The organism is Sphingomonadaceae bacterium OTU29LAMAA1 (assembly GCA_024072375.1).
GTDB lineage: Bacteria > Pseudomonadota > Alphaproteobacteria > Sphingomonadales > Sphingomonadaceae > Sphingomonas.
Genome location: CP099617.1, coordinates 1,436,475 through 1,456,710, shown reverse-complemented (window position 1 = coordinate 1,456,710; position 20,236 = coordinate 1,436,475). Strand labels below are relative to the sequence as shown.

Annotated in this window: 19 protein-coding genes; 16 read left to right on the top strand and 3 right to left on the bottom strand. The window is 67.4% G+C overall.

Translation table 11 applies throughout. The features are described 5' to 3' along the window. Positions 1 to 15: 15 nt before the first annotated feature. The 6 genes from NF699_07210 (at position 16) to NF699_07185 (ending at position 8,345) form a co-directional block, all read left to right on the top strand. Entirely contained in the window at positions 16 to 921 is a 906-nt protein-coding gene (locus tag NF699_07210) for a D-alanine--D-alanine ligase (protein ID USU07025.1), read from the top strand. After that, entirely contained in the window at positions 918 to 1,865 is a 948-nt protein-coding gene (locus NF699_07205) for an FtsQ-type POTRA domain-containing protein (protein ID USU06440.1), read from the top strand. The genes NF699_07210 and NF699_07205 overlap by 4 nt, the downstream gene beginning before the upstream one ends. Next, a complete protein-coding gene (gene ftsA / locus NF699_07200; protein ID USU06439.1) occupies positions 1,865 to 3,127 on the top strand; it encodes a cell division protein FtsA in 1,263 nt (420 codons plus the stop codon). The genes NF699_07205 and ftsA overlap by 1 nt, the downstream gene beginning before the upstream one ends. A gap of 110 nt (positions 3,128 to 3,237) precedes the next feature. Next, positions 3,238 to 4,746, top strand: a complete 1,509-nt coding sequence (gene ftsZ, locus NF699_07195; GenBank protein ID USU06438.1) for a cell division protein FtsZ — start codon at positions 3,238 to 3,240, stop codon at positions 4,744 to 4,746. Between the two features lie 234 nt (positions 4,747 to 4,980). After that, on the top strand, positions 4,981 to 7,170 hold the full coding sequence (locus tag NF699_07190; GenBank protein ID USU06437.1) for a tetratricopeptide repeat protein: 2,190 nt from the start codon (positions 4,981 to 4,983) through the stop codon (positions 7,168 to 7,170). After that, positions 7,167 to 8,345: a deoxyguanosinetriphosphate triphosphohydrolase gene (locus NF699_07185; protein ID USU06436.1), complete on the top strand. Its 1,179-nt coding sequence runs from the start codon at positions 7,167 to 7,169 to the stop codon at positions 8,343 to 8,345. Before NF699_07190 ends, NF699_07185 begins: the two co-directional genes overlap by 4 nt. A 142-nt stretch (positions 8,346 to 8,487) precedes the next feature. On the opposite strand, the gene NF699_07180 is transcribed toward NF699_07185, so the two are convergent. After that, the gene (locus tag NF699_07180; protein USU06435.1) at positions 8,488 to 8,781 is read right to left on the bottom strand and encodes a hypothetical protein; all 294 of its coding nucleotides are present in this window, start codon (positions 8,779 to 8,781) and stop codon (positions 8,488 to 8,490) included. Positions 8,782 to 8,976: 195 nt separating this feature from the next. On the opposite strand from NF699_07180, the gene NF699_07175 reads away from it, so the two are divergent. The 10 genes from NF699_07175 to tatC all read left to right on the top strand — a co-directional run bounded on the left by NF699_07175 (position 8,977) and on the right by tatC (position 18,093). Beyond that, on the top strand, positions 8,977 to 10,473 hold the full coding sequence (locus NF699_07175) for a DUF1800 domain-containing protein (GenBank protein USU06434.1): 1,497 nt from the start codon (positions 8,977 to 8,979) through the stop codon (positions 10,471 to 10,473). Between the two features lie 4 nt (positions 10,474 to 10,477). Further along, positions 10,478 to 11,617, top strand: a complete 1,140-nt coding sequence (locus NF699_07170) for a DUF1501 domain-containing protein (GenBank protein ID USU06433.1) — start codon at positions 10,478 to 10,480, stop codon at positions 11,615 to 11,617. Between the two features lie 56 nt (positions 11,618 to 11,673). Beyond that, a complete protein-coding gene (gene argS, locus NF699_07165; protein ID USU06432.1) occupies positions 11,674 to 13,398 on the top strand; it encodes an arginine--tRNA ligase in 1,725 nt (574 codons plus the stop codon). Beyond that, entirely contained in the window at positions 13,398 to 14,117 is a 720-nt protein-coding gene (locus NF699_07160) for an SPOR domain-containing protein (protein ID USU06431.1), read from the top strand. Before argS ends, NF699_07160 begins: the two co-directional genes overlap by 1 nt. Positions 14,118 to 14,305: 188 nt before the next feature. Further along, entirely contained in the window at positions 14,306 to 15,307 is a 1,002-nt protein-coding gene (locus NF699_07155; protein ID USU06430.1) for a beta-hexosaminidase, read from the top strand. A gap of 4 nt (positions 15,308 to 15,311) precedes the next feature. Further along, complete coding sequence (locus tag NF699_07150; protein USU06429.1) at positions 15,312 to 16,037, top strand: segregation/condensation protein A; 726 nt, start codon at positions 15,312 to 15,314, stop codon at positions 16,035 to 16,037. After that, positions 16,034 to 16,600, top strand: coding sequence for an SMC-Scp complex subunit ScpB (gene scpB / locus NF699_07145; GenBank protein ID USU06428.1), 567 nt, complete (start codon positions 16,034 to 16,036; stop codon positions 16,598 to 16,600). The genes NF699_07150 and scpB overlap by 4 nt, the downstream gene beginning before the upstream one ends. Before the next feature lie 27 nt (positions 16,601 to 16,627). After that, positions 16,628 to 16,867, top strand: coding sequence for a twin-arginine translocase TatA/TatE family subunit (locus NF699_07140; protein ID USU06427.1), 240 nt, complete (start codon positions 16,628 to 16,630; stop codon positions 16,865 to 16,867). Positions 16,868 to 16,897: 30 nt separating this feature from the next. Next, on the top strand, positions 16,898 to 17,311 hold the full coding sequence (tatB, locus tag NF699_07135) for a Sec-independent protein translocase protein TatB (GenBank protein ID USU06426.1): 414 nt from the start codon (positions 16,898 to 16,900) through the stop codon (positions 17,309 to 17,311). Further along, positions 17,308 to 18,093 (top strand): twin-arginine translocase subunit TatC, encoded by a 786-nt coding sequence (tatC, locus tag NF699_07130; protein USU06425.1) that lies wholly within the window; start codon positions 17,308 to 17,310, stop codon positions 18,091 to 18,093. Before tatB ends, tatC begins: the two co-directional genes overlap by 4 nt. 170 nt (positions 18,094 to 18,263) lie before the next feature. Here tatC and NF699_07125 read toward each other — a convergent pair whose 3' ends face one another. Together NF699_07125 and NF699_07120 are read right to left on the bottom strand one after the other, a co-directional pair. Further along, the gene (locus NF699_07125) at positions 18,264 to 18,398 is read right to left on the bottom strand and encodes an entericidin A/B family lipoprotein (GenBank protein ID USU06424.1); all 135 of its coding nucleotides are present in this window, start codon (positions 18,396 to 18,398) and stop codon (positions 18,264 to 18,266) included. Positions 18,399 to 18,671: 273 nt separating this feature from the next. After that, the gene (locus NF699_07120; GenBank protein ID USU06423.1) at positions 18,672 to 20,219 is read right to left on the bottom strand and encodes a sensor histidine kinase; all 1,548 of its coding nucleotides are present in this window, start codon (positions 20,217 to 20,219) and stop codon (positions 18,672 to 18,674) included. Positions 20,220 to 20,236: the final 17 nt, after the last annotated feature.

The following is a 20,236-nucleotide window of genomic DNA, read 5'->3' as shown; positions in this document are numbered from 1 at the left end:
CACATCGCGGTGCTGATGGGCGGCTGGTCGGCCGAACGACCGGTCTCGCTGCAATCCGGCAATGGCTGTGCCGACGCGCTCGAATTGCTCGGCCACCGCGTCACGCGCATCGACATGGGGCGCGACGTCGCCGCGCGGCTGGCGGAGGCGCAGCCCGACCTCGTCTTCAACGCGCTGCACGGCTCGCCGGGCGAGGACGGCAGCGTGCAGGGCATGCTCGACCTGATGGGTATCCCCTATACGCACTCCGGCCTCGCCACGTCGGTGATCGCGATCGACAAGGTGCTGACCAAGCAGGTGCTGGTCCCCGCTGGCATCCCCATGCCGGGCGGCCGCATCGTCAAGTCCGCCGAAATTCACGCACGCGATCCGCTCCAGCGTCCATACGTGCTGAAGCCGATCAACGAGGGGTCGTCGGTCGGCGTCGCGATCGTCACCGACGACGGCAACTACGGCAACCCGATCGGCCGCGACGTGAAGGGGCCGTGGCAGGAATTCGATGAATTGCTGGCCGAGCCCTATGTCCGCGGGCGCGAGCTGACGACGGCGGTGCTCGGCGACCGGGCGCTGGGCGTGACCGAGTTGAAGCCCAGGAACGGCTGGTACGACTTCGACGCCAAATACACCGACGGCCTGACCGAACACGTCTGCCCCGCCGATATCCCGGATCGCATCGCCGAGGCGTGCAAGAGCCTCGCGCTCGAAGCGCACCGGCTGCTGGGCTGCAAAGGTGCCTCGCGCTCCGATTTTCGCTGGGACGACGAGCGCGACGTCGACGGTCTGTTCCTGCTGGAGGTCAACACCCAGCCGGGCATGACCCCGCTCAGCCTCGTCCCCGAACAGGCGCGGCATCTGGGCATGAGCTATGCCGAGCTGGTCCAGGCGATCGTCGACGAAGCCTTGCGGGATCGCGCGGGATGAGTCGCACGATCAAGCGCGGGCCGCCGCCCAAGCGACCGGGCGCGCGGCGCAGGCAACCGGTACGCAAGGCGACGCTGTTCGAGCGCGCGGTGTCCGCGGTGCCGGTCAGCGAAGACACGATCCGCAAGGCGGCGACATGGACGATCACCGGCGGCGGCATCGCGGTGGCGCTCGCCGCGGTGACGTGGATCGGCATCCCCGGCATGATCGGCACCGCCATCGCCGAAGGGGCGGGGCAGGCGGGTTTCCGCGTCGAACAGATAGAGGTCACCGGCCTGAAGCGGATGGACCGGATGAGCGTCTACGCCGTGGCGCTCGACCAGCAGAGCCGGGCGATGCCGCTCGTCGACCTCGAATCGGTGCGGCAGAAGCTGTTGCGCTACGGCTGGATTGCCGATGCGCACGTCTCGCGCCGGCTGCCCGACACGCTGCTGGTCGATATCGTCGAACGCTCGCCCGCCGCGGTGTGGCAGGACAACGGCCAGCTGACGCTGATCGACAAGGACGGCGTGCTGCTGGAGCCGGTGCGTCCCGATGCGATCCCCGATCTGCCGCTCGTCATCGGGCCGGGCGCGGACCGGCAGGAGGCGGCGTACCAGACGCTTCTCGCCGCCGCGCCCGCGCTGAAACCACGGGTGAAGGCGGCGACGTGGATCGGCAACCGGCGCTGGGACCTGACCTTCGACAGCGGCGAAACACTGGCGCTGCCCGAGGATGGCGCGCCGGGAGCGCTGCTGAAATTCGCCGAACTGGATGGTGCACGCCCGTTGCTGGGGCGCGGCTGGATCCGGTTCGACATGCGTGATCCGGCGAAGCTGGTCGCGCGCAAGCCTGGGGCCAGCATGGCGCACAACGTGCCGGACCCGAGCGAAATCACGACATCGCCGACCACGACCACCAACGACGGTGGCGTGGCGGATTCTCATGCGGGGGCTGAGGGATAATGGCGAAGGTTGCACCGGAGGGGCTGATCACGGCGCTCGACATCGGGTCGTCGAAGGTATCCGCGATGATCGCGCAAAAGGGCGACGGCGGCGAGTTGATCGTGCTCGGCACCGGTCAGCGCGAGAGTCGCGGCGTCAAGCGCGGCTATATCGCCGACATGGCCGCGACCGAGGCGGCGGTGCGCGAGGCGGTCGAGCAGGCGGAGCGGATCGCGGGCATCAACATCGAGAATGTCTGGGTCGGCTTCTCCGCCGGCGGCCTCGTCAGCGACGTCGCCGAGGTGGAATTCGAACTGGGTGGCCACCGCGTCGAGCAACAGGATATCGACGCCTTGCTTGCGGCGGGGCGCAATTCGATCGATCCGCAGGGACGGATGGTGCTGCACGCGCAGCCGGCGCTCTACACGCTCGACGGGCTGACCGGCGTCAAGAAGCCGCTCGGGCTGCATGCCGACCGGCTCGGCGTGCACATCCACGTCGTCGCCGCCGATGGGTCGCCGGTGCGCAACCTCGACCTGTGTGTGCGCTCGGCGCATCTCGAGGTGAAGTCGATTATCGCGTCTCCGGTGGCGACCGGGCTCGCCTGCCTGTCGGAGGAGGAACGCGAGCTGGGCGTCGCACTGGTCGAGATCGGTGCGGGCATCACCAACGTCTCGCTGTTCGCCGGCGGCATGCTGGTCGGGCTGCATTCGATCCCGATGGGCGGGCAGGACATCACCGACGATATCGCCAGCGCGTTCGGCACCCGCCGCGCGCAGGCGGAGCGGATGAAGTGCTTCCACGGCAGCGCGAACGCCTCCCCCCGCGACAATCACGAGATGATCCCGGTGATGCCGATCGCCGCCGAGGACGATGTGCATGGCGGAATGCAGATCACCAAGGCGCAGTTGATCGGCATCGTCCGCCAGCGGCTGGAGCATCAGATGGACGAGGTGCGCAAGGCGCTCGCACATCTGAAGTTCGAAGGGCCGGTCGGACGTCAGGTCGTGCTGACCGGGGGCGGTGCCGAGCTGAAGGGCATCGCCGATTACGCGCAGCAGGCGCTCGGGCGATCGGTGCGGATCGGTCGACCGCGTGGTCTGACCGCGCTGCCGGAAGCGCATGGCGGGCCGGCGTTCGCGACGCTGGCGGGGCTCGCCTTCTATGCGGCAACCGACCCGATCGATCTGCGCGGGGTCGCGCCCCAGCAAACTACCGTTCATCGCCAGAAGGGCATGGGCATGATGCGCAAGCTGATCCAGGCGGCGCGCGCGAATTATTGAGCCGCGTCGATGGCTTGCCTTCGTTTTCTGTGGAACGTTGCGAGTCGTTGAGGCAAAAGGTTAATCAAGGTCCCGGCGCGTTCACCGGTAGGGGCGGAGAAAGTCAGGTCATGAGCATCGAATTCATCACTCCAGAGGTCGACGAACTGACCCCGCGTATCGCCGTCATCGGCGTCGGCGGCGCCGGCGGCAACGCCATCGCCAACATGATGCGCGCCGACGTGCAGGGCGTCGACTTCCTCGTCGCCAACACCGATGCGCAGGCGTTGAAATCGTCGATCGCACCGCACCGCATCCAGCTCGGCGCGAAGATCACGCAAGGACTCGGCGCGGGTTCGCGGCCGGAGATCGGCCGTGCGGCGGCGGAAGAGACGATCGACGATCTCGCCAAGCGGCTGGAAGGCGCGCATATGTGCTTCATCGCTGCCGGCATGGGCGGTGGCACCGGCACGGGTGCGGCGCCGGTGATCGCCAAGGCGGCGCGCGATATGGGCATCCTGACCGTCGGCGTCGTCACCAAGCCGTTCAGCTTCGAGGGCAATCGCCGCGCCAAGAGCGCCGAGGGTGGCATCGAGGAGCTGCAGAAGTACGTCGATACGCTGATCGTCATCCCTAATCAGAACCTGTTCCTGATCGCCAACGCCAACACGACGTTCAAGGAAGCGTTCGAGATGGCGGACGAGGTCCTGCAACAGGGCGTCCGCGGCATCACCGACCTGATGGTCATGCCCGGCCTCATCAACCTCGACTTCGCCGACGTCCGTTCGGTGATGCAGGAGATGGGCAAGGCGATGATGGGCACCGGCGAGGCGAGCGGCGACAATCGCGCGCTGGAAGCGGCGCAGAAGGCGATCGCCAACCCGCTGCTCGACGGCGTCAGCATGCAGGGCGCGAAGGGCGTCATCATCTCGATCACCGGCGGCGACGACATGCGCCTGCTCGAGGTCGACGAGGCGGCGAATCATATCCGCGATCTGGTCGATCCCGACGCCAACATCATCTGGGGTTCGGCGTTCAATCCGGAACTGGAAGGCCGCATTCGCGTGTCGGTCGTCGCGACGGGTATCGATTCGGACGCAAAGCCGGGCCAATCGGCGCCGGCACCGGAGAGCGCCAAATCGTTCAGCTTCGGCATGGGGCGCAAAACCGACGACAGCACCTCGTTCCGTCCGAGCGGCGTGAGCGAGGCGGCACCCGCCGCTGCGCCTGCGCCGTCGGTGTCGTTCACGCCGCAGCCAGCGGCAGAGCCTGCGCCGCTCGATCTCGGCCCGGCGGATGCGGTCAAGGCGGAAGCCCCCGCACCGGCCGCCGAATCGGCAGATGACGAACTGGTGCTGGGTGCGGAGACGATCGTGCCGCAAGCGCCATCCCGCGCGGAGCCGCAGCCAGCGGCACGTGCGCCGGCGCCCGAGGCGGCAGCCGGTCGTCGCCCGTGGATCGCGCCCGGTAGCGAGGCCGCAGCGCCCGATGCGGCGCCTCAGCCGCGGGTGAAGCTGGGCGGAACCCTGTTCGAGCGTATGTCGAATGCGGCCCGCGGTCCGGCGCGTGAGGAAACGGACGGCGACGCCAAGGATGCGATCGACATTCCGCGGTTCCTGCATCGGCAGAACAACCAGTAAGCGTCGGGTGGGGCGGCGCCCCGGGCGCCGCCTGCCTCCGCCGGGGATCGGCCCGACGGAAGACGGTTCGTTGGGCTACGCCTGGCTGGCCGACCTATCGCGGCATTCCTGACGGCATTACGGCGCCGCGCGCCGTACATCCCGCTTTCGTCGTCATCTAGCCTCACTTCATCGCGCCCGCCGGGATCGGACATTGCCGGTTCAGCCGCTCTGCGCTCTAGTCGGGGCGATCCCATGCGTTTCTTGACCTCCGCTTTACTGGCGCCCGCCGCTCTTTTGGTGGCGAGTGCGCCTGCCGCCCTGCTGGCGCAGGAGGTGGTGCAGGCGTTGCCCGGCACCACCAGTGCCGATCGCCTTGCGGAACAGATGCGAGCGCTCGCGTCCAATCCCCGCGATCTCAACGCGTTGATCGCCGCGGCGGACCTGTCGCTGTCGCTGGGCGATCTCAGCGGTGCGGCATCGCTCTTTGCGCGCGCCGAGAAGGTGTCGGCGACCGATCCGCGGATCAAGGCGGGCGAGGGGTCGATCCTGGTCCGCTCCGAACGGCCGGGTGAGGCGCTCCGATATTTTTCGCAAGCCGAGGCAGCGGGTTACGACGCGCGCAACTTCGCGGCGGATCGCGGGTTGGCGTACGACCTGATCGGCCAGCAGGAGCGGGCGCAACGGGATTACAGGCTGGCGCTGAAGGCCCGCCCCGATGACGAGATCGTCAAGCGCTATGCCCTGTCGCTGGGCATCTCCGGCAGACGGGACACGGCGTTGGAGCAGCTCGATCCGCTACTGCGCAAATCGGATCGCAGTGCGTGGCGCATCCGTGCCTTCGTGCTGGCGATGGGGGGCGATCAGGCGGGAGCGGAGAAGATCGCGACCACAATGCTGCCGCCCGGCATGGCTCAGGGATTGCAGCCGTTTTTCCAACGCCTGCCGTCGCTGCCCGCCGCGGACCGCGCCTTCGCGGTGCATTTCGGTGAGGTGCATGCGACACCGGAGCGGGTCGCCGATGCGCGCCTTGCTCCCATGCTGCCGCAACTCGCGCCCGAAGTGCAGCCGGTGGCGCTGGCGGCGGTACAGCCCGCCGCGTCCGACCGGAAAGATCGCAATCGGCGCGGACGCGACCGGCGTGGTCGTGAGGGCGGACGTGATGCCGGGGTTGCATTGGCGTCGAACACGATCGTGCAACCGGCGGCCACCTTGCGGCCGGGGCGGCAGAGCGTGCCGGTCGCCGCGGTGCGCCCGACCTATCAGGATGCGACCGCGGCGCTGGCCAGGGTCCAGCCGTTACCGACGGAAACGCGAAGCGCGCCACTGACGGCGACCCCCCGTACCGATATCGTCACGAGCGCGCCGGCGACCTCGGCGGTGCTGCCGACGGCGACACAGCCGGCGGCTGCCGCCCGGCCCGGTGAGGCTGCGCGTGCGGCCAATCTGGCGGCGGCAGCGGCGTCGACACCGGCAGCATCGTCTGTGTCGCCACCTGCGTCGACGCCTCCATCGACGCAGGTGGCGGCGACGACGCGGGTTGCTGCGGCACCGGTCGGCTCGGCCGGATCGGCGGCCGCGCCGGCCCCGGCGGTCACGTCGCGGACGATCGCACCGGGCTTCACGACGCCGCCGACCCAACCCGCAGTCGAAACGGCGGCGACCGTCGTGGCGGTACCCGGGAAGGCAACCGGGGTTGCCGCGGCGTCGCCGACGAATGCGGCTACGAACATGGCGGCGCTCCGTACCCGATCCGCGTCCGCCGTCGTCGAAGTCGCGCCGCCAGCACCGGCACCGGCACCGGCACCGGCGTTCACCGCGCCGCCGTCGCGGGCCGAGGCCGATTCGGTTCTGGCGCGGATCGTCGCGGGTCTCTCGATCCCGGCGGCGGAGCTCGGCGTCGCCGAACCCGCCCGGCCCGCGCCAACGGCAACTGCCGCAGTACCGCCGCCCGAAACGGCTGCGCGCGTGATCGCCGAGGCGAAGGCCAAGGAAGAGCGCGACGCGGCGGCCGAGAAGGCGCTCGTGGCGAAGGCCGCAGCCGATAAACGCGCTGCCGATCGCAAGGCAGTGGCGGACAAGAAGGCGCTCGCGGCCAAAAAACTGGCGGACGAAAAGAAGCTGGCCGAGGCGAAGGCTGCAGCGGAGGAGAAGAAGGCGGCGCGCGCCAACCCGGCGCGGGTCTGGGTACAGGTGGCGGGCGGTGCCTATGCCGGCGATCTGCCCAAGGCCTATGCCGCGGTGAAGGCGAAGGCGCCGGCGGTATTCGGCAGCCGCGGTGGCTGGTCGACGCCCTTGCGCGCGACCAACCGCGTCCTGACCGGTCCGTTCAGGACGGACGCCGAGGCGCGAGCGTTCGTCAACCAGCTTGCCAGGGAAGGCGTGTCGGCGTTCACCTTCACCAGCGATGCCGGGCAGGCGGTGACGAAGTTGCCCGCGAAGTGACGTCCCGCGCGCCCTGGGCCTCCGATCCGGCCCGGAGCAGAGGCCGGTTGTACGAGGAGCAGACCGGCACCGCACCGATCGCCGTGCGTGGGCCACGCGATGATTTCCAGCGCGATCGCGACCGGATCATCCATTCGATCAGCTTCCGCCGGCTGCGGCACAAGACGCAGGTGTTCATGGCGCCGGATGGCGATCATTTCCGCGTTCGCCTGACCCATAGTCTGGAGGTCGCACAGATCGGCCGGACGATCGCGCGGGTGCTGGGGCTGAACGAGGACCTGACCGAGGCGCTGTGTCTGGCGCACGATATCGGCCATCCGCCGTTCGGCCATGCCGGCGAGGATGCGCTGAAGGCGGCGCTGGCCGATGCGGGGGGCTTCGATCACAACGGCCATACGCTGCGCGCGCTGACGCACATCGAGCGGCCGTACCCCCGCTGGGATGGGCTGAACCTGACGTGGGAAACGCTCGAGGGTCTGGCGAAGCATAATGGCCCGGTGCGGCATCCCGGCTGGGCGTTGCGTGCCGCGGATACGGCCTTTCCGCTCGATCTGACGACGCACGCCAGTCTCGAGGCGCAGGTGGCGGCGATCGCGGACGACATCGCATACGACAACCACGATATCGACGATGGACTGCGCGCGGGCTTGCTGACGCTGGACCAGTTGCTGGCGGTGCCGATCGTGGCGCGGGGATGGGGGGCGGCGTGCGCGCGCTTCCCCGACGTCGCGCCGAAGCGGCTGGCGAGCGAGCTGGTGCGCAGCCAGATCGGGACGATGGTCAACGACCTGATCGAGGAGACGACGCGGCGGGTCGCCGCATCGGGTGTGGCGAGCGCCGACGACGTGCGGCACGCGGGATCGCCCTTGTGCGGCTTTTCGCCCGCGATGCGCGAGGAGGAGCGCGATCTGAAGCGCTTCATGTATGCGAACCTGTATCATCATCCGCGGCAACTCGAGGCGGCGGCGGTGGCGCACGGCATCGTCAGCGGGTTGTTCGCCGCCTATCGCGCCGATCCCGCAGCGATGAGCGACGAATGGGCGGAGGATGTTCCCGCCGCCGAACCGGAGCGCAGCCGGCATATCGCGGATTTCATCGCAGGCATGACCGATCGATACGCGATCGCGCGATATCGCGAACTGGTCGGCAAGATCGATCTGCCGGAAGGGTTCTGACCCGACCCCGTCTCGACATCGTACCCGGCGGTGACTCCCCGACCCGCAAGTGGCTCCGATCCAGCGAGGGAGCCGTCGCGGTGACACGAAACGACCCGGGGCGGCTGGTGCTGCCCCGGGTCGTGCGATCGTCCGGTACCGTTCAACGCGAGGCCAGCTGCGTCCCCTTGACCGCGCCCTTCGCGTCGGCGGTTCTGAACGAAACGGGGACGCCGCCCGCCGTGCCGGTCACGCGATTGCCGCGCACCACGAGGCGGAAGGGTGCGCCGGCAGGATAGCGGCGGCCGCTGATGACCTGACGGCCGTCGGACACCGTGGTGGTGTAGACATAGGTCTGCCCCTCATGCCGGAACGTCCGCTCGCCCTCGCGGGCCATGCCGATCGTCGAGGTGAGCGTGGCTGCAACGGTGGCCAGAATAGCAAAGGTCTTGCGCATGATCGTCTCCCGCAATTTGAAGCGTCGAGCCTGATCAGGTCCTTCCCAACTTTCGAACCCAGCAGTTATTGCAGCGCAGCATAGACCTCAACTGCAAAGACATCCGTATACGATTGCACCCGCCGCAATCGTCCACCGGCATAGTTCTGCGACAATTGAGGCGCACACGGCATCAAGGAACGAGGAGCAACGATGATGTCGGACGCTGCCATCGCATGGAATCGATTCGGGCTGGGTGCGCGGCCGGACCAACCCGCGCCGGACGATCCGCGCCGCTGGCTCGTCGACCAGATCGCACGCTACCGGCCAGCGCCTGCGGCCGTGGCGTCTGCGCCCACGAGTGCGCTGGTCGCGGCCGATCTGGCCGCCTGGCAGGCGGAACAGCGAACGATCCGGCAGGAGATGGCATCGGGGCGATCCCCCGCAGCGAACACGGCAGAAGCGCCGATGCAGATGGCTGCGCAGGCCCCGGCGAACGATCCCGCCATGGCGGAGACACCGACGCGCAGGGATGCCGCGATGGCAGCGCGGCAGGCCGCACGTCGCATCGCGCAGGGCCGCTACGTGGCGCTGATCGGCGCCCGCACCGACGCGGCGATCGTCAGCGACACGCCGTTTGCCGAGCGGCTGGTGCACTTCTGGGCGAACCATTTCGCGGTCAGCGCGGACAAGCTGGAACTGGTCGGCCTCGCGGGGACGCTGGAGATGGAGGCGATCCGGCCGCATGTGATGGGCCGCTTCGCCGACATGCTGTTCGCAGTCGAGCGGCATCCGGCGATGCTGTTGTATCTGGATCAGGCGGTGTCGGTGGGGCCGGACAGTCCACTCGGCCTGCGCATCGGCGCGCGCGGGCGGCGCAAGGTCGGGTTGAACGAAAATCTGGCGCGCGAGATCATGGAGTTGCACACCCTCGGCGTGCGCACCGGCTATTCGCAGGCGGATGTCACCGAATTCGCAAGGGCGATGACGGGCTGGACGGTCGGCGGGATCGGCGGCGGGCCGGGCGCGCGGCTGGCCGGCGCGGCGACGCCGGGCAGCTTCGTCTTCGCGGCGGCGGTCCATCAGCCCGGCGCACGGACGATCATGGGCAAGGGATATCCGCAGGCCGGCGAGGCACAGGCGCGCGCGGTGCTGGCCGATCTGGCGGTCCATCCGGCGACGGCGCGGCATATCGCGACCAAGCTGGCGCGGCACTTCGCCGGTGACACGCCACCGCCGGCGATGGTGGCGCGACTGGAGCGGGCGTTCCTGACATCGGGTGGCGACCTCCCGACGGTGTACCGCGCGCTGATCGCGTCACCCGAAGCGTGGACGCCGGCACCCGCCAAGTTCCGCACACCGTGGGACTGGTCGATCGCCGCCTATCGCGCGCTGGGCCTGACGGAGGTGAAGCCGCAGGCGGCATTCGGGCTGCTCAACCAGCTCGGCCAGCCGGTATGGAAGCCGGGCCAGCCGATCGGATATGACGATAGCGCGCCCGCCTGGGCCGGCCCCGACGCGATCATGCGCCGGGTCGAGGCGGCGGAGCGGTTCGCCGCGCGATCCGGCGCGAGCGTGGATGCGCGGGCGCTGGCGGAGCGATTGTTTCCGGCGGCGGTGTCGCCCGCGACGACGCAGGCACTGTCGCGCGCCGAAAGCCCCGGGCAGGCGCTCGCACTGTTGCTGGTATCGCCCGAAATGATGCGGAGGTAGGATCATGGATCGACGCTCTTTTATCGCGGCCGGGCTGCTCGGCACCTTCGCCCCCCGGATGGCGTTCGCGAAGGCGGCGACGGCCAAACGGTTCGTGTTCATCATCCAGCGCGGGGCGGCGGACGGCCTCGGCACGATCGGCGCGGTGGGCGATCCGGCCTTCGTCGGCGCTCGCGGCGTGCTGGCGGAAGACCTGACCGCGGGCACGAAACTGGATGCGATGTTCGCGCTGCATCCGGCGATGACCAATGCCGCCGGGCTGTACGGCAAGAGGCAGGCGCTGTTCGCGCATGCGATCGCCTCGCCGTACCGCGACCGGTCGCATTTCGACGGGCAGAACGTGCTGGAGACGGGCGGCACCGGCGCGTACCAGCTGAAGGACGGCTGGATGAACCGGCTGCTCGGCGTCGTGCCGACGGACGATGCCAGGGCGATCGCGATCGCCGCTACGGTGCCGATGGCATTGCGTGGGCGACGTGAGGTGGCGAGCTACGCGCCCTCGTCGTTGCCCGATGCCTCCGACGACCTGCTGGCGCGGGTGACGCAATTGTATCAGGGCGACCAGCAATTGCATGCCCTGTGGAACGAGGCGCTGACGACGCGGCAGCTGACCAGCGATCTGGCGCAGGACAATGGCCGCAACGCCGCGGCGACGGGCGCGCTGGCGGCACGGCTGCTCGCCCCCGCCAACGGCGCGCGGATCGCCACGATCGAAACCGGCGGCTGGGATACGCACGCCGGCCAGCGGGGGCGGCTGGCCCAGCAGTTGAAGGGGCTGGATGCGATGCTCGGCGCATTACAGGCGGGGCTGGGGCCGGTGTGGGACGATACGCTGGTGCTGGTCGCAACCGAATTCGGGCGGACGGTCGCGGTCAACGGCACCGGCGGCACCGATCACGGCACCGGCAGCGCGGCGATGCTGTTCGGCGGTGCGGTGAAGGGCGGGCGCGTGCTGGGCGACTGGCCTGGTCTCGCACCGGCGAACCTCTACGAGGGCCGCGACCTGAAGCCGACGACGCCGCTCGATGCGTTCATCGGCGGCGCGGTGGCAAGCCATTTCGGGGTGGAGCCGGCGCGGGCGATGGCGGCACTGTTCCCGGCCGGCGCGAGGACCGCGGCGATCGAGGGGCTGCTGCGCGCCTGATTTGAACCGGCCGGCGTTGTGCGGTAGAGCGCGGCGCTTTTGCCGAACGGACGCTCATGACGCTTTACACCCGCTTCGCCGCGCATGTCGCGACGGCCCTCGACACGTTGACTGCCGCCGGAACGCTCCCGGGTGGGCTGGATCGCAAGAACGTCACGGTCGAACCGCCGCGCGACGTCACGCATGGCGATCTTGCGACCAATGCGGCGATGGTGCTCGCCAAGCCGGCCGGGATCAATCCGCGGGCGCTGGGGGAGGCACTGGCGACCGAACTGGGCAAGCTGGACGACGTGGCCGAAGCGAGCGTCGCCGGACCGGGCTTCATCAACCTGCGGCTGACCGATGCGGCGTGGCGGGACGAGCTGGCGCAGATTCAGGCGGGTGGCGACGATTACGGCCGCTCGACGCTCGGCAAGGGCGTGAGCGTCAATGTCGAATATGTCTCGGCGAACCCGACCGGGCCGATGCACATGGGCCATTGCCGCGGCGCCGTCGTCGGCGACGCACTCGCCAGCCTGCTGGAGTTTGCGGGACATACGGTGATCCGCGAATATTACGTCAACGACGCCGGGGGGCAGGTCGATGTGCTCGCGCGCTCGACCCACCTGCGCTACCGCGAGGCGCTGGGCGAGACGATCACGATCCCCGAGGGGCTGTATCCGGGCGATTATCTCGTCGGCATCGGCCAGGAACTCGCCGGTGAATTCGGCGATCGCTATGTCGATGCGCCCGAGGCGGAGTGGCTCGCGCTGTTCCGCACCCGCGCGGTCGCCGCGATGCTGGTGATGATCAAGGACGATCTCGCCCTTCTCGGCATCCACCACGATCTGTTCTCGTCCGAGGCGGAATTGCAGGCGGCGGGCAAGCCCGAGGCGGCAGAGGCCGAGTTGCGCGCACGCGGGCTGGTGTATGACGGCGTGCTTGAGGCGCCGAAGGGCGAAACGCCGGACGATTGGGAACCGGTCGAATTGCCGTTGTTCCGCTCGTCGCAGTTCGGGGACGATCAGGACCGGCCGATCAAGAAATCCAACGGACAATGGACCTATTTCGGCGCGGATCTCGCCTATCACTTCCAGAAAAGCCAGTCGGCGGATCAGCTGATCGACATCTGGGGTGCGGATCATGCCGGGACGGTCAAGCGGATCGTCGCCGCGGTTGCGGCGCTGACCGGCGGCAAGACGCGGTTCGACGTCAAGCTGGTCCAGATGGTGCGGCTGCTACGCGGTGGCGAGCCTGTGAAGATGTCCAAGCGCGCCGGCAACTTCGTGACGCTGGCCGATGTGGTGCGCGAAGTGGGCAAGGATGTGGTGCGCTTCACCATGCTGACGCGCCGGTCGGACGCGCAGATGGACTTCGACTTCGCCAAGGTGGTCGAGGCGTCGAAGGACAATCCGGTGTTCTACGTCCAGTATGCGCATGCCCGCGTCGCATCGCTGCACCGGCGTGCCGCGGAGGCGGGGATCGTCGGCGGTTCGGCGGATCTGTCCCGGCTTGATACGGAGGAGCTGGCGCTGGTGAAGCTGGCGGCGCAGTTCCCGCGTATCGTCGAGACCGCGGCGATGGCACGTGAACCGCATAGAATTGCGTTCTATCTCTATGACTTGGCAGCGGCTTTCCATGCTTTGTGGAACGTCGGTAACGATCGTCCCGATCGTCGCTTCCTGGTGGTCGAGGATCATGATGCCACGCGTGCACGTCTGTTCTTGGCGACAGCGGTCGCACAGATTATTCGTAACGGGCTCAGCATCATGGGTGTTGTCGCGGTTTCGGAGATGAAGTGATGGCGGACGATATGGACCTGCGTGAGGAGGACCGCCTGCCGTGGCTCGAAACCGTCGAGCCGGACGAGGAGCGTGGAGCCCCGATCGGCAAGGTTATTGCGATGGTCGTGCTCGGCCTCGCGGTGCTCGCGGCGATCATCTACGGCATCTACGCGCTTCAGACGCGCCAGTCCGCCGACGGTCAGTTGATCGCCGCGCAAGAGGGTGACTACAAGGTCAAGCCGGACGATCCCGGCGGGTTGAAGGTGAAGGGCGAGGGCGACGCCGCCATCGCCACCAGCGCAGGCAAGGCGGGCAACGGGTCGATCGATCTGAATGCGGTGCCGGAGAGGCCGATCGAGGGCCGCCGGGTCGCACCGAATGCCAGACCTTCGGCGAGCGGTGGCAGCAATGCGGTGGCGCAGGTGCCGGCGTCCGGCGGGCGACTGGTGGCGACGCAGCCGGTGACGGTACAGCGCGGCGCAGCCGCTGGCGCAGCGGGCAGCGGTTCGCTCGTGCAGCTTGGCGCCTATCCCAGCGAGGCGGCGGCCAAGGCGGCTTGGAACGGTTTCTCCAAGCGGTTCAGCTATCTGGCACCACTGGGTCAATCGGTACAGTCGGTCGCGACGGGCGGGCGGACCCTGTACCGCCTGCGGGTGAACGCGGGCAGCGCCAATCAGGCCGCCGACATCTGCGGACGTCTGCGCGTAGCGGGCGAAAGCTGCTTCGTCGCCAGCTAGCGTCTTCCCGAAACAGGGGTGTTCGGCATCGCGGGATGGTCAGGGGGGCTCTTCACATGGCGGTGACCGTGCGAAGGCCCCCACCGTCACCGCCACGTAGGCGCTGCCTCTCCCCAACCCCCCCCCGCGTGCCGGGGAGGATTTGCCAAACCCTAGCGTCGCTTCCCTCGACTCGCTAACCACTCGGCATGAAGCCCGTCATCTTCGGCATCGCCGGCCTTGCGCTATCCTCCGACGAACGTGCGTTCTTCGCGGACGCGGAGCCCGCCGGCTATATCCTGTTCAAGCGCAACATCGCCGACCGCACGCAGGTGCGGGCGCTGACGGATTCGCTGCGCGAACTCGCCGGACGCGACGACCTGCCGATCCTGATCGATCAGGAGGGCGGCCGCGTCGCGCGGATGGGGCCACCGGAATGGCCGGCGTTCCCTGCGGGGCCGGCGTTCGATGCGCTCTATCGGACCGCACCGATGTCGGCGATCCAGGCGATGCGTGCCAACGGGCAGGCACTCGGGCTGATGCTGGCGGAGGTCGGCATCACCGTCGATTGCGCGCCGATCGTCGATGTCGCACAGCCCGACACCACCGAGGCGATCACCTGTCGCGCCTACGGGGCAGAGCCGATGCAGGTTGCCGCGCTCGGGCGGGCGATGCTGGAAGGACTGGCGGCCGGCGGTGTCGTCGGAGTGGTCAAGCATATGCCAGGGCACGGACGTGCGCGGGTGGACAGCCATCATCTGCTCCCCACGGTCACCGCGGACGCGGCGGCGCTGGAGGTCGATCTGGAGCCGTTCCGCACGCTGTCGCATGCGACGATGGGGATGACGTCGCACATCGTTTTCGAGGCTTGGGATCGCGAGCATCCGGCGACGCTGTCGTCGACGGTGATCGCCGATATCATCCGCGGTGCGATCGGCTTCGACGGGCTGCTGATGACCGACGATATCGATATGAAGGCACTGTCCGGCACCGCGGGCGAAAAGGCGGCGGGGGCGATCGCCGCAGGCTGCGACCTCGTGCTCGATTGCTGGGCGCGGATGGACGAGATGGTCGAGATCGCCGGGCGACTCGGTGCGATCGGCGACGCGGCGCGGGCGCGGCTCGACCGGGCGATGGCGAGCGTCGGTGCCCCCACGGGCGACTTCGACGCGCTGATAGCGCGGCGCGACGCATTGCTCGCGCTCGCCTGAGGCGATGGCTGAGCCGGAACAACTCACGCTCGACCTGGAAGGGTGGGAAGGGCCGCTCGACCTGCTGCTGACGCTCGCGCGGTCGCAGAAGGTCGACCTGCGCAAGCTGTCGATCCTGGCCCTGGTCGAGCAATATCTGCGCTACATCCACCAGCGCCAGACGCTGAAGCTGGAGGTGGCGGCCGATTATCTCGTCATGGCGGCGTGGCTGGCATATCTGAAATCGGCGCTGCTGCTGCCGCGCGATCCGGCGGTCGAGCCGGATCCGGAAGAACTGGCGTTGCGGCTGCAATCGCGGCTGGAGCGGCTGAATGCGATGCGGGAAGCGGGGGCGCGGCTCATGGCGCGCGACCGGCTGGGGCGCGACGTGTTCATGCGACGCGCGCCGGAAGGGCTGCGGGTGGTGCGGCGGTCGCGGTGGCAGGCGGATATCTACGACCTGATCGCCGCGTATGGCCGGGTCAGCGCGCGGACGCGGCCGGTGATGCACGTCGTCGCCGACCGCGAGGTGATGACGCTGGAGGCGGCGCTCGCGCGGGTGTCGCGACTCGTGGGCACCCGGATCGACTGGTCGACGCTGGAAAGCTTCCTGCCGGATGGCTCGGGACGACTGCGCAAATCGGCACTCGCATCGTCATTTCTCGCCGCACTCGAACTCGCCAAACAAGGGCGCGTAGAACTACTCCAGCAAGCCCCCTTCACCCCCCTCTACATCCGGTCGATCACATGACGCCATCTGATGATGCCGTACGTGCGGTGGAGGCGCTGCTGTTTGCGGCGGCCGAGCCGATGGGCGTTGACAGTATCCGCGCCCATGTGGGCGACATCGACGTACGCGCGACGCTGGCGCGCCTGAGGACCGACTATTCGGGGCGTGGGATCATGCTGGTCCGCCGGGGCGAACGGTGGCATTTCGAGACGGCCCCCGACCTCGCGCATCTACTGCGCCGCGACCGCGAGGACGTGCGGCGGTTGAGCCGCGCCGGGACCGAGACGCTGGCCATTATCGCCTATCACGAGCCGGTGACGCGCGCGGAGATCGAGTCGATCCGCGGAGTACAGACGGGCAAGGGGACGCTCGACGTGCTGATGGAGGCGGGATGGGTGAGACCAGCGGGACGCCGGGAGGTGCCGGGGCGGCCGCTGATGTTCGCGACGACGCCGGATTTTCTCGCGCATTTCGGGCTGGAAAGTCGCCGCGATCTACCGGGTATCGACGATTTGAAGGCAGCTGGACTGCTCGACCCGGTCGATCTTGCTTTGGAGGTGGAAAACGACCGCGAGAGCGACTAGATGGAACGGCATTCTAGGAGATACGCCATGGGCAGCTTCAGCCCGATCCATCTGCTCGTTCTTGCCGTCGTCGCAATCCTGCTGCTGGGTGGTGGACGATTCTCAAGCCTGATGGGCGACGTCGCCAAGGGCGTGAAAAACTTCAAGAAGGGCATGGCCGAGCAGGACGACGACGCCGCGACGAAGCCTGCGCCGCGGATCGAAGCGCAGAAGGCTGCCGAGCCCGCTTTCGATCGCGATGGCGAGCGCGTTCGCGACGACCGTTAAACCAGCTTCGATACAGAGCTATAGCTTCCCATGTTCGGCGTAGACTCGTCCGAATTCCTGCTGATCGCTATCGTGGCGCTGGTGGTGATCGGGCCGAAAGACCTGCCCAAGGCGATGCGTGTCGTCGGCTATTGGGTCGGCAAGGCGCGTGGCGTGAGTCGCTCGTTCCGGCAGGGCTTCGATAACATGGTACGCGAGGCCGAACTGGAGGAGATGGAGAAGCGCTGGGCCGCGGAGAACGCGCGGATCATGGCGGAACATCCGGTTTCGTCCGATGCCGAATCGCTTGCGGCTGCCGAGCCGGGCGTGCCTGCGCCGGCCACGGGCGCGCAGCCGGCACAGCAATCATCCGGGATCGACGCACCGGCGATGGTAGAAAAAACGATGGTGGTTCCAGCCGCCGACCATCAACCCTCTGCTCGGCCTGATAGCACTCCCTCATGAGCGAGCCGGAAATCGAAAACGAGATTGACGCGAGCCGGGCGCCGTTGTTGGATCACCTGATCGAGTTGCGGCGGCGTTTGCTGTATTGCATGGCCGCGCTGGTGGTGGCCTTCGGCGTCAGCTATTTTTTTGCTGAGGATATCTTTGCGTTCCTCGTCCAGCCTCTGCTGTCGGCGGGGCAGAAGACGGTGATCTACACGCAGATATTTGAGGCGTTCTTCGTCAAGGTTAAGGTCGCATTCTTTGCGGCGATGATGATCTCGTTTCCGGTGATCGCCAACCAATTGTGGCAATTCGTCGCTCCTGGCCTGTATCGGAAGGAAAAGCGCGCATTGCTGCCGTTCATCCTCGCGACCCCGGTTTTGTTTATCGGCGGCGCGGCACTGGCCTATTATATGGCAATTCCGATGGCGCTGCATTTCCTGTTGAGCTTTCAGGGTAATGTTGGCGGCGTCAATCAGGAAGCGTTACCCGCGATCGGCAATTACCTGTCGTTCGTGATGCAATTCCTGTTCGCGTTCGGCCTCGCTTTCCTGTTGCCGGTGCTGCTGATGCTGCTGGAACGGGCAGGGATCGTTACTCGCACGCAGCTGATTGCCGCGCGGCGCTACGCGATCGTGGGCGCGACTGCGATTGCGGCGGTGCTGACGCCGCCCGACCTTATGAGTCAGGTGCTACTCGCTGTGCCGCTGATTTTGCTCTACGAAGTTGCGATCATCGGTATCTGGTTCACAGAGCGGAAGCGGCATAAGGAGGCGGGGACTGACATCGTTGAAGCCTGATGTCGGTCCGATGGGCCTAGTTTACTCGACAGCGCATGCTGATATCTGCGCGGGCTGGGCCTTGTCTAATGTTTGTCGCCGGTGTGTGACCAGCTTCCATATTTCGCTTAAATGAAAAGGCCCCCGCTCTTGCGAGCGAGGGCCTGCCAGCCTGATACAGCAGAATGCGCTTACTTGGCGTCGTCAGCGGTCTTGGCGACTGTGCTCCCCGCCGAGCTGACGTCCTTGCCGACGCCCTCGACCGTGTTGCAGGCGCTGACCATTAGCGCGCCGGCAATGACAACCATTCCAAGAACCTTACGCATAGAACCTCCTGAGGCATATAGACCGATTGTGAAATGTTCGGGACGGACATTCGTTCCGGCTGCGCAACTCATTGATCAGGGTCCGACGGAATGGGCGGAGGCCGCAACGTTAAAGGCCCGAAAACATCACCGGGGGGGGGAGGGTGAATGCTTTCGGGCCTATGTCGTGGATCGCGATAGCGGGGGGGCATAAGGTCGCGATCCGTATTGCATAACACCGGCGTCCGACGGTGGTTCCCGGCCCTGTCCAGAATTGTTGAGAGAGCCGGGGTGTCAGTCGCGGCCGATGACGGCGATCGCGATCTCGTATGCGCCAACCATCGGGTCGTGGTGGAGAGGAGCGCGAAGCTGTCGGGACAGTCCTTCCATCACTCGCCCATAGCGGGTCGATAACAGTGCCTGCAGCGTTTCGCTTTCGACGAAGGCGCGGGATACCACGCGCAGCTTGGCCTTGTTCGCATCGTCGCCGGGGTTGATGGCCACGCGTATTTGCGCAGCGGGATCACAATTCATCGCGAGTTCGATCGTTTCGGTGACAAGAAACGCAACGGCGACCGCCACGTCCTGGTTGACGAGGTAGGGGTCGATATCGAGCGAGATCGACAGGCTGGTTGCTCCTTCGGGCGCTGTCGAGCGAATGTTGGAGGCGAGTTCGCCGATCACCGATCGCAGATTGAGACCGCGGTTATCCTCCATTTCGGCGAAATGGTTGCGATGCACGACCGCAAGCGCATCGACGCGGCGCTGGATCGAGGCGTAGGCGGCGGTCGCATCGGGACTGGGCGCCCCGCGGGCGTGAAAGTTGATCAGGCTGGAGATAACCTGAAGGTTGTTCTTCACGCGGTGATGCACCTCACGCGTCAGCTTCGTCTGGCGCACCACGGCATCGGCGAGCCCTGCCTCATGTAACGCGACGGTGCGGCTGATCGCGCGGAAGGTATCGCCGAGCTCACGAATCTCCTGCGCCGGTAGCGGGCCGAGCTTACCAGGATCGATCTCCTCGCCCGGCGTATAGGAAGCGACGCTGGCGCGCAGCCGACGCAGTGGACGGATCAGCAGCCGGTCAACGATGAACCACGACAGGCCCGCCGCGGCGGCCCACATGAGCAGCGGGAGCATCAAAGCGACGAGGAATGAGGAGGTTATAGGGGCACTGCGGATACTGGTCCGCAGCGTCAGGCCGCCGAGGCCGAGGTCATTCGTGACTGTCTCGACCCGATCGAGTGGGCCGAGATCGGGAATAGACGCCAGATCCAGCGTCTCGTCGTCATGGATCAGGGCGCTGGCGAGAGGCATGGCCCTGCTGGCGGGGGCCGCAAGCCGGGCTAGAAAATTCCGCGGGAAGAACACGCGTGCGCTGGGACCGCGGCGCGGGCCAGCAATCGCGAGGATCAATCCGCGATCGGGTATCACCGCTGCCCCTACCGCGGTACTGGTATCGAGGGTGACGTCGTTATCCAGCGCCTCGCCACACAAAAGCCGGCCATTGCGGTCAACGATCGAGAAGCGCGTTCCTGTCGTTGCCTGTTGCGCGAAGACGCCCTGAGCGCGGGCGCAGCTAGGGGCGTCGGCGGCATCGACCTGCAACGCGTTCACGGCGACGCGCAAGGCAGTCATGTCGCCGACCAACTCGATAGCGATACTTCGCGCACTTTCATTGGCAGCGATGCGCAACCTGGCCCGCGCTTCCGCATCGGCGGTTCGGCCGGTCTGAAGCGTCGCACCGATCGCGATGAGTGCGAGCAAGAGAAGCGCGATGCTCAATGTAATAAATAGCTTGGCGCCCGTGGGCAGGCGTGAAAACGCCGACACCGGAGCCATCGCCGCGCGTCGGGTGG

Bases quoted from the DNA above. Each gene is read 5' to 3' on its own strand.
- NF699_07210 (USU07025.1), top strand. From the start codon at position 16: ATGGGCGGCTGGTCGGCCGAACGACCGGTCTCGCTGCAATCCGGCAAT.
- NF699_07205 (USU06440.1), top strand. From the start codon at position 918: ATGAGTCGCACGATCAAGCGCGGGCCGCCGCCCAAGCGACCGGGCGCG.
- ftsA (USU06439.1), top strand. From the start codon at position 1,865: ATGGCGAAGGTTGCACCGGAGGGGCTGATCACGGCGCTCGACATCGGG.
- ftsZ (USU06438.1), top strand. From the start codon at position 3,238: ATGAGCATCGAATTCATCACTCCAGAGGTCGACGAACTGACCCCGCGT.
- NF699_07190 (USU06437.1), top strand. From the start codon at position 4,981: ATGCGTTTCTTGACCTCCGCTTTACTGGCGCCCGCCGCTCTTTTGGTG.
- NF699_07180 (USU06435.1), bottom strand. From the start codon at position 8,781: ATGCGCAAGACCTTTGCTATTCTGGCCACCGTTGCAGCCACGCTCACC.
- NF699_07175 (USU06434.1), top strand. From the start codon at position 8,977: ATGTCGGACGCTGCCATCGCATGGAATCGATTCGGGCTGGGTGCGCGG.
- NF699_07170 (USU06433.1), top strand. From the start codon at position 10,478: ATGGATCGACGCTCTTTTATCGCGGCCGGGCTGCTCGGCACCTTCGCC.
- argS (USU06432.1), top strand. From the start codon at position 11,674: ATGACGCTTTACACCCGCTTCGCCGCGCATGTCGCGACGGCCCTCGAC.
- NF699_07160 (USU06431.1), top strand. From the start codon at position 13,398: ATGGCGGACGATATGGACCTGCGTGAGGAGGACCGCCTGCCGTGGCTC.
- NF699_07155 (USU06430.1), top strand. From the start codon at position 14,306: ATGAAGCCCGTCATCTTCGGCATCGCCGGCCTTGCGCTATCCTCCGAC.
- NF699_07150 (USU06429.1), top strand. From the start codon at position 15,312: ATGGCTGAGCCGGAACAACTCACGCTCGACCTGGAAGGGTGGGAAGGG.
- scpB (USU06428.1), top strand. From the start codon at position 16,034: ATGACGCCATCTGATGATGCCGTACGTGCGGTGGAGGCGCTGCTGTTT.
- NF699_07140 (USU06427.1), top strand. From the start codon at position 16,628: ATGGGCAGCTTCAGCCCGATCCATCTGCTCGTTCTTGCCGTCGTCGCA.
- tatB (USU06426.1), top strand. From the start codon at position 16,898: ATGTTCGGCGTAGACTCGTCCGAATTCCTGCTGATCGCTATCGTGGCG.
- tatC (USU06425.1), top strand. From the start codon at position 17,308: ATGAGCGAGCCGGAAATCGAAAACGAGATTGACGCGAGCCGGGCGCCG.
- NF699_07125 (USU06424.1), bottom strand. From the start codon at position 18,398: ATGCGTAAGGTTCTTGGAATGGTTGTCATTGCCGGCGCGCTAATGGTC.
- NF699_07120 (USU06423.1), bottom strand. From the start codon at position 20,219: ATGGCTCCGGTGTCGGCGTTTTCACGCCTGCCCACGGGCGCCAAGCTA.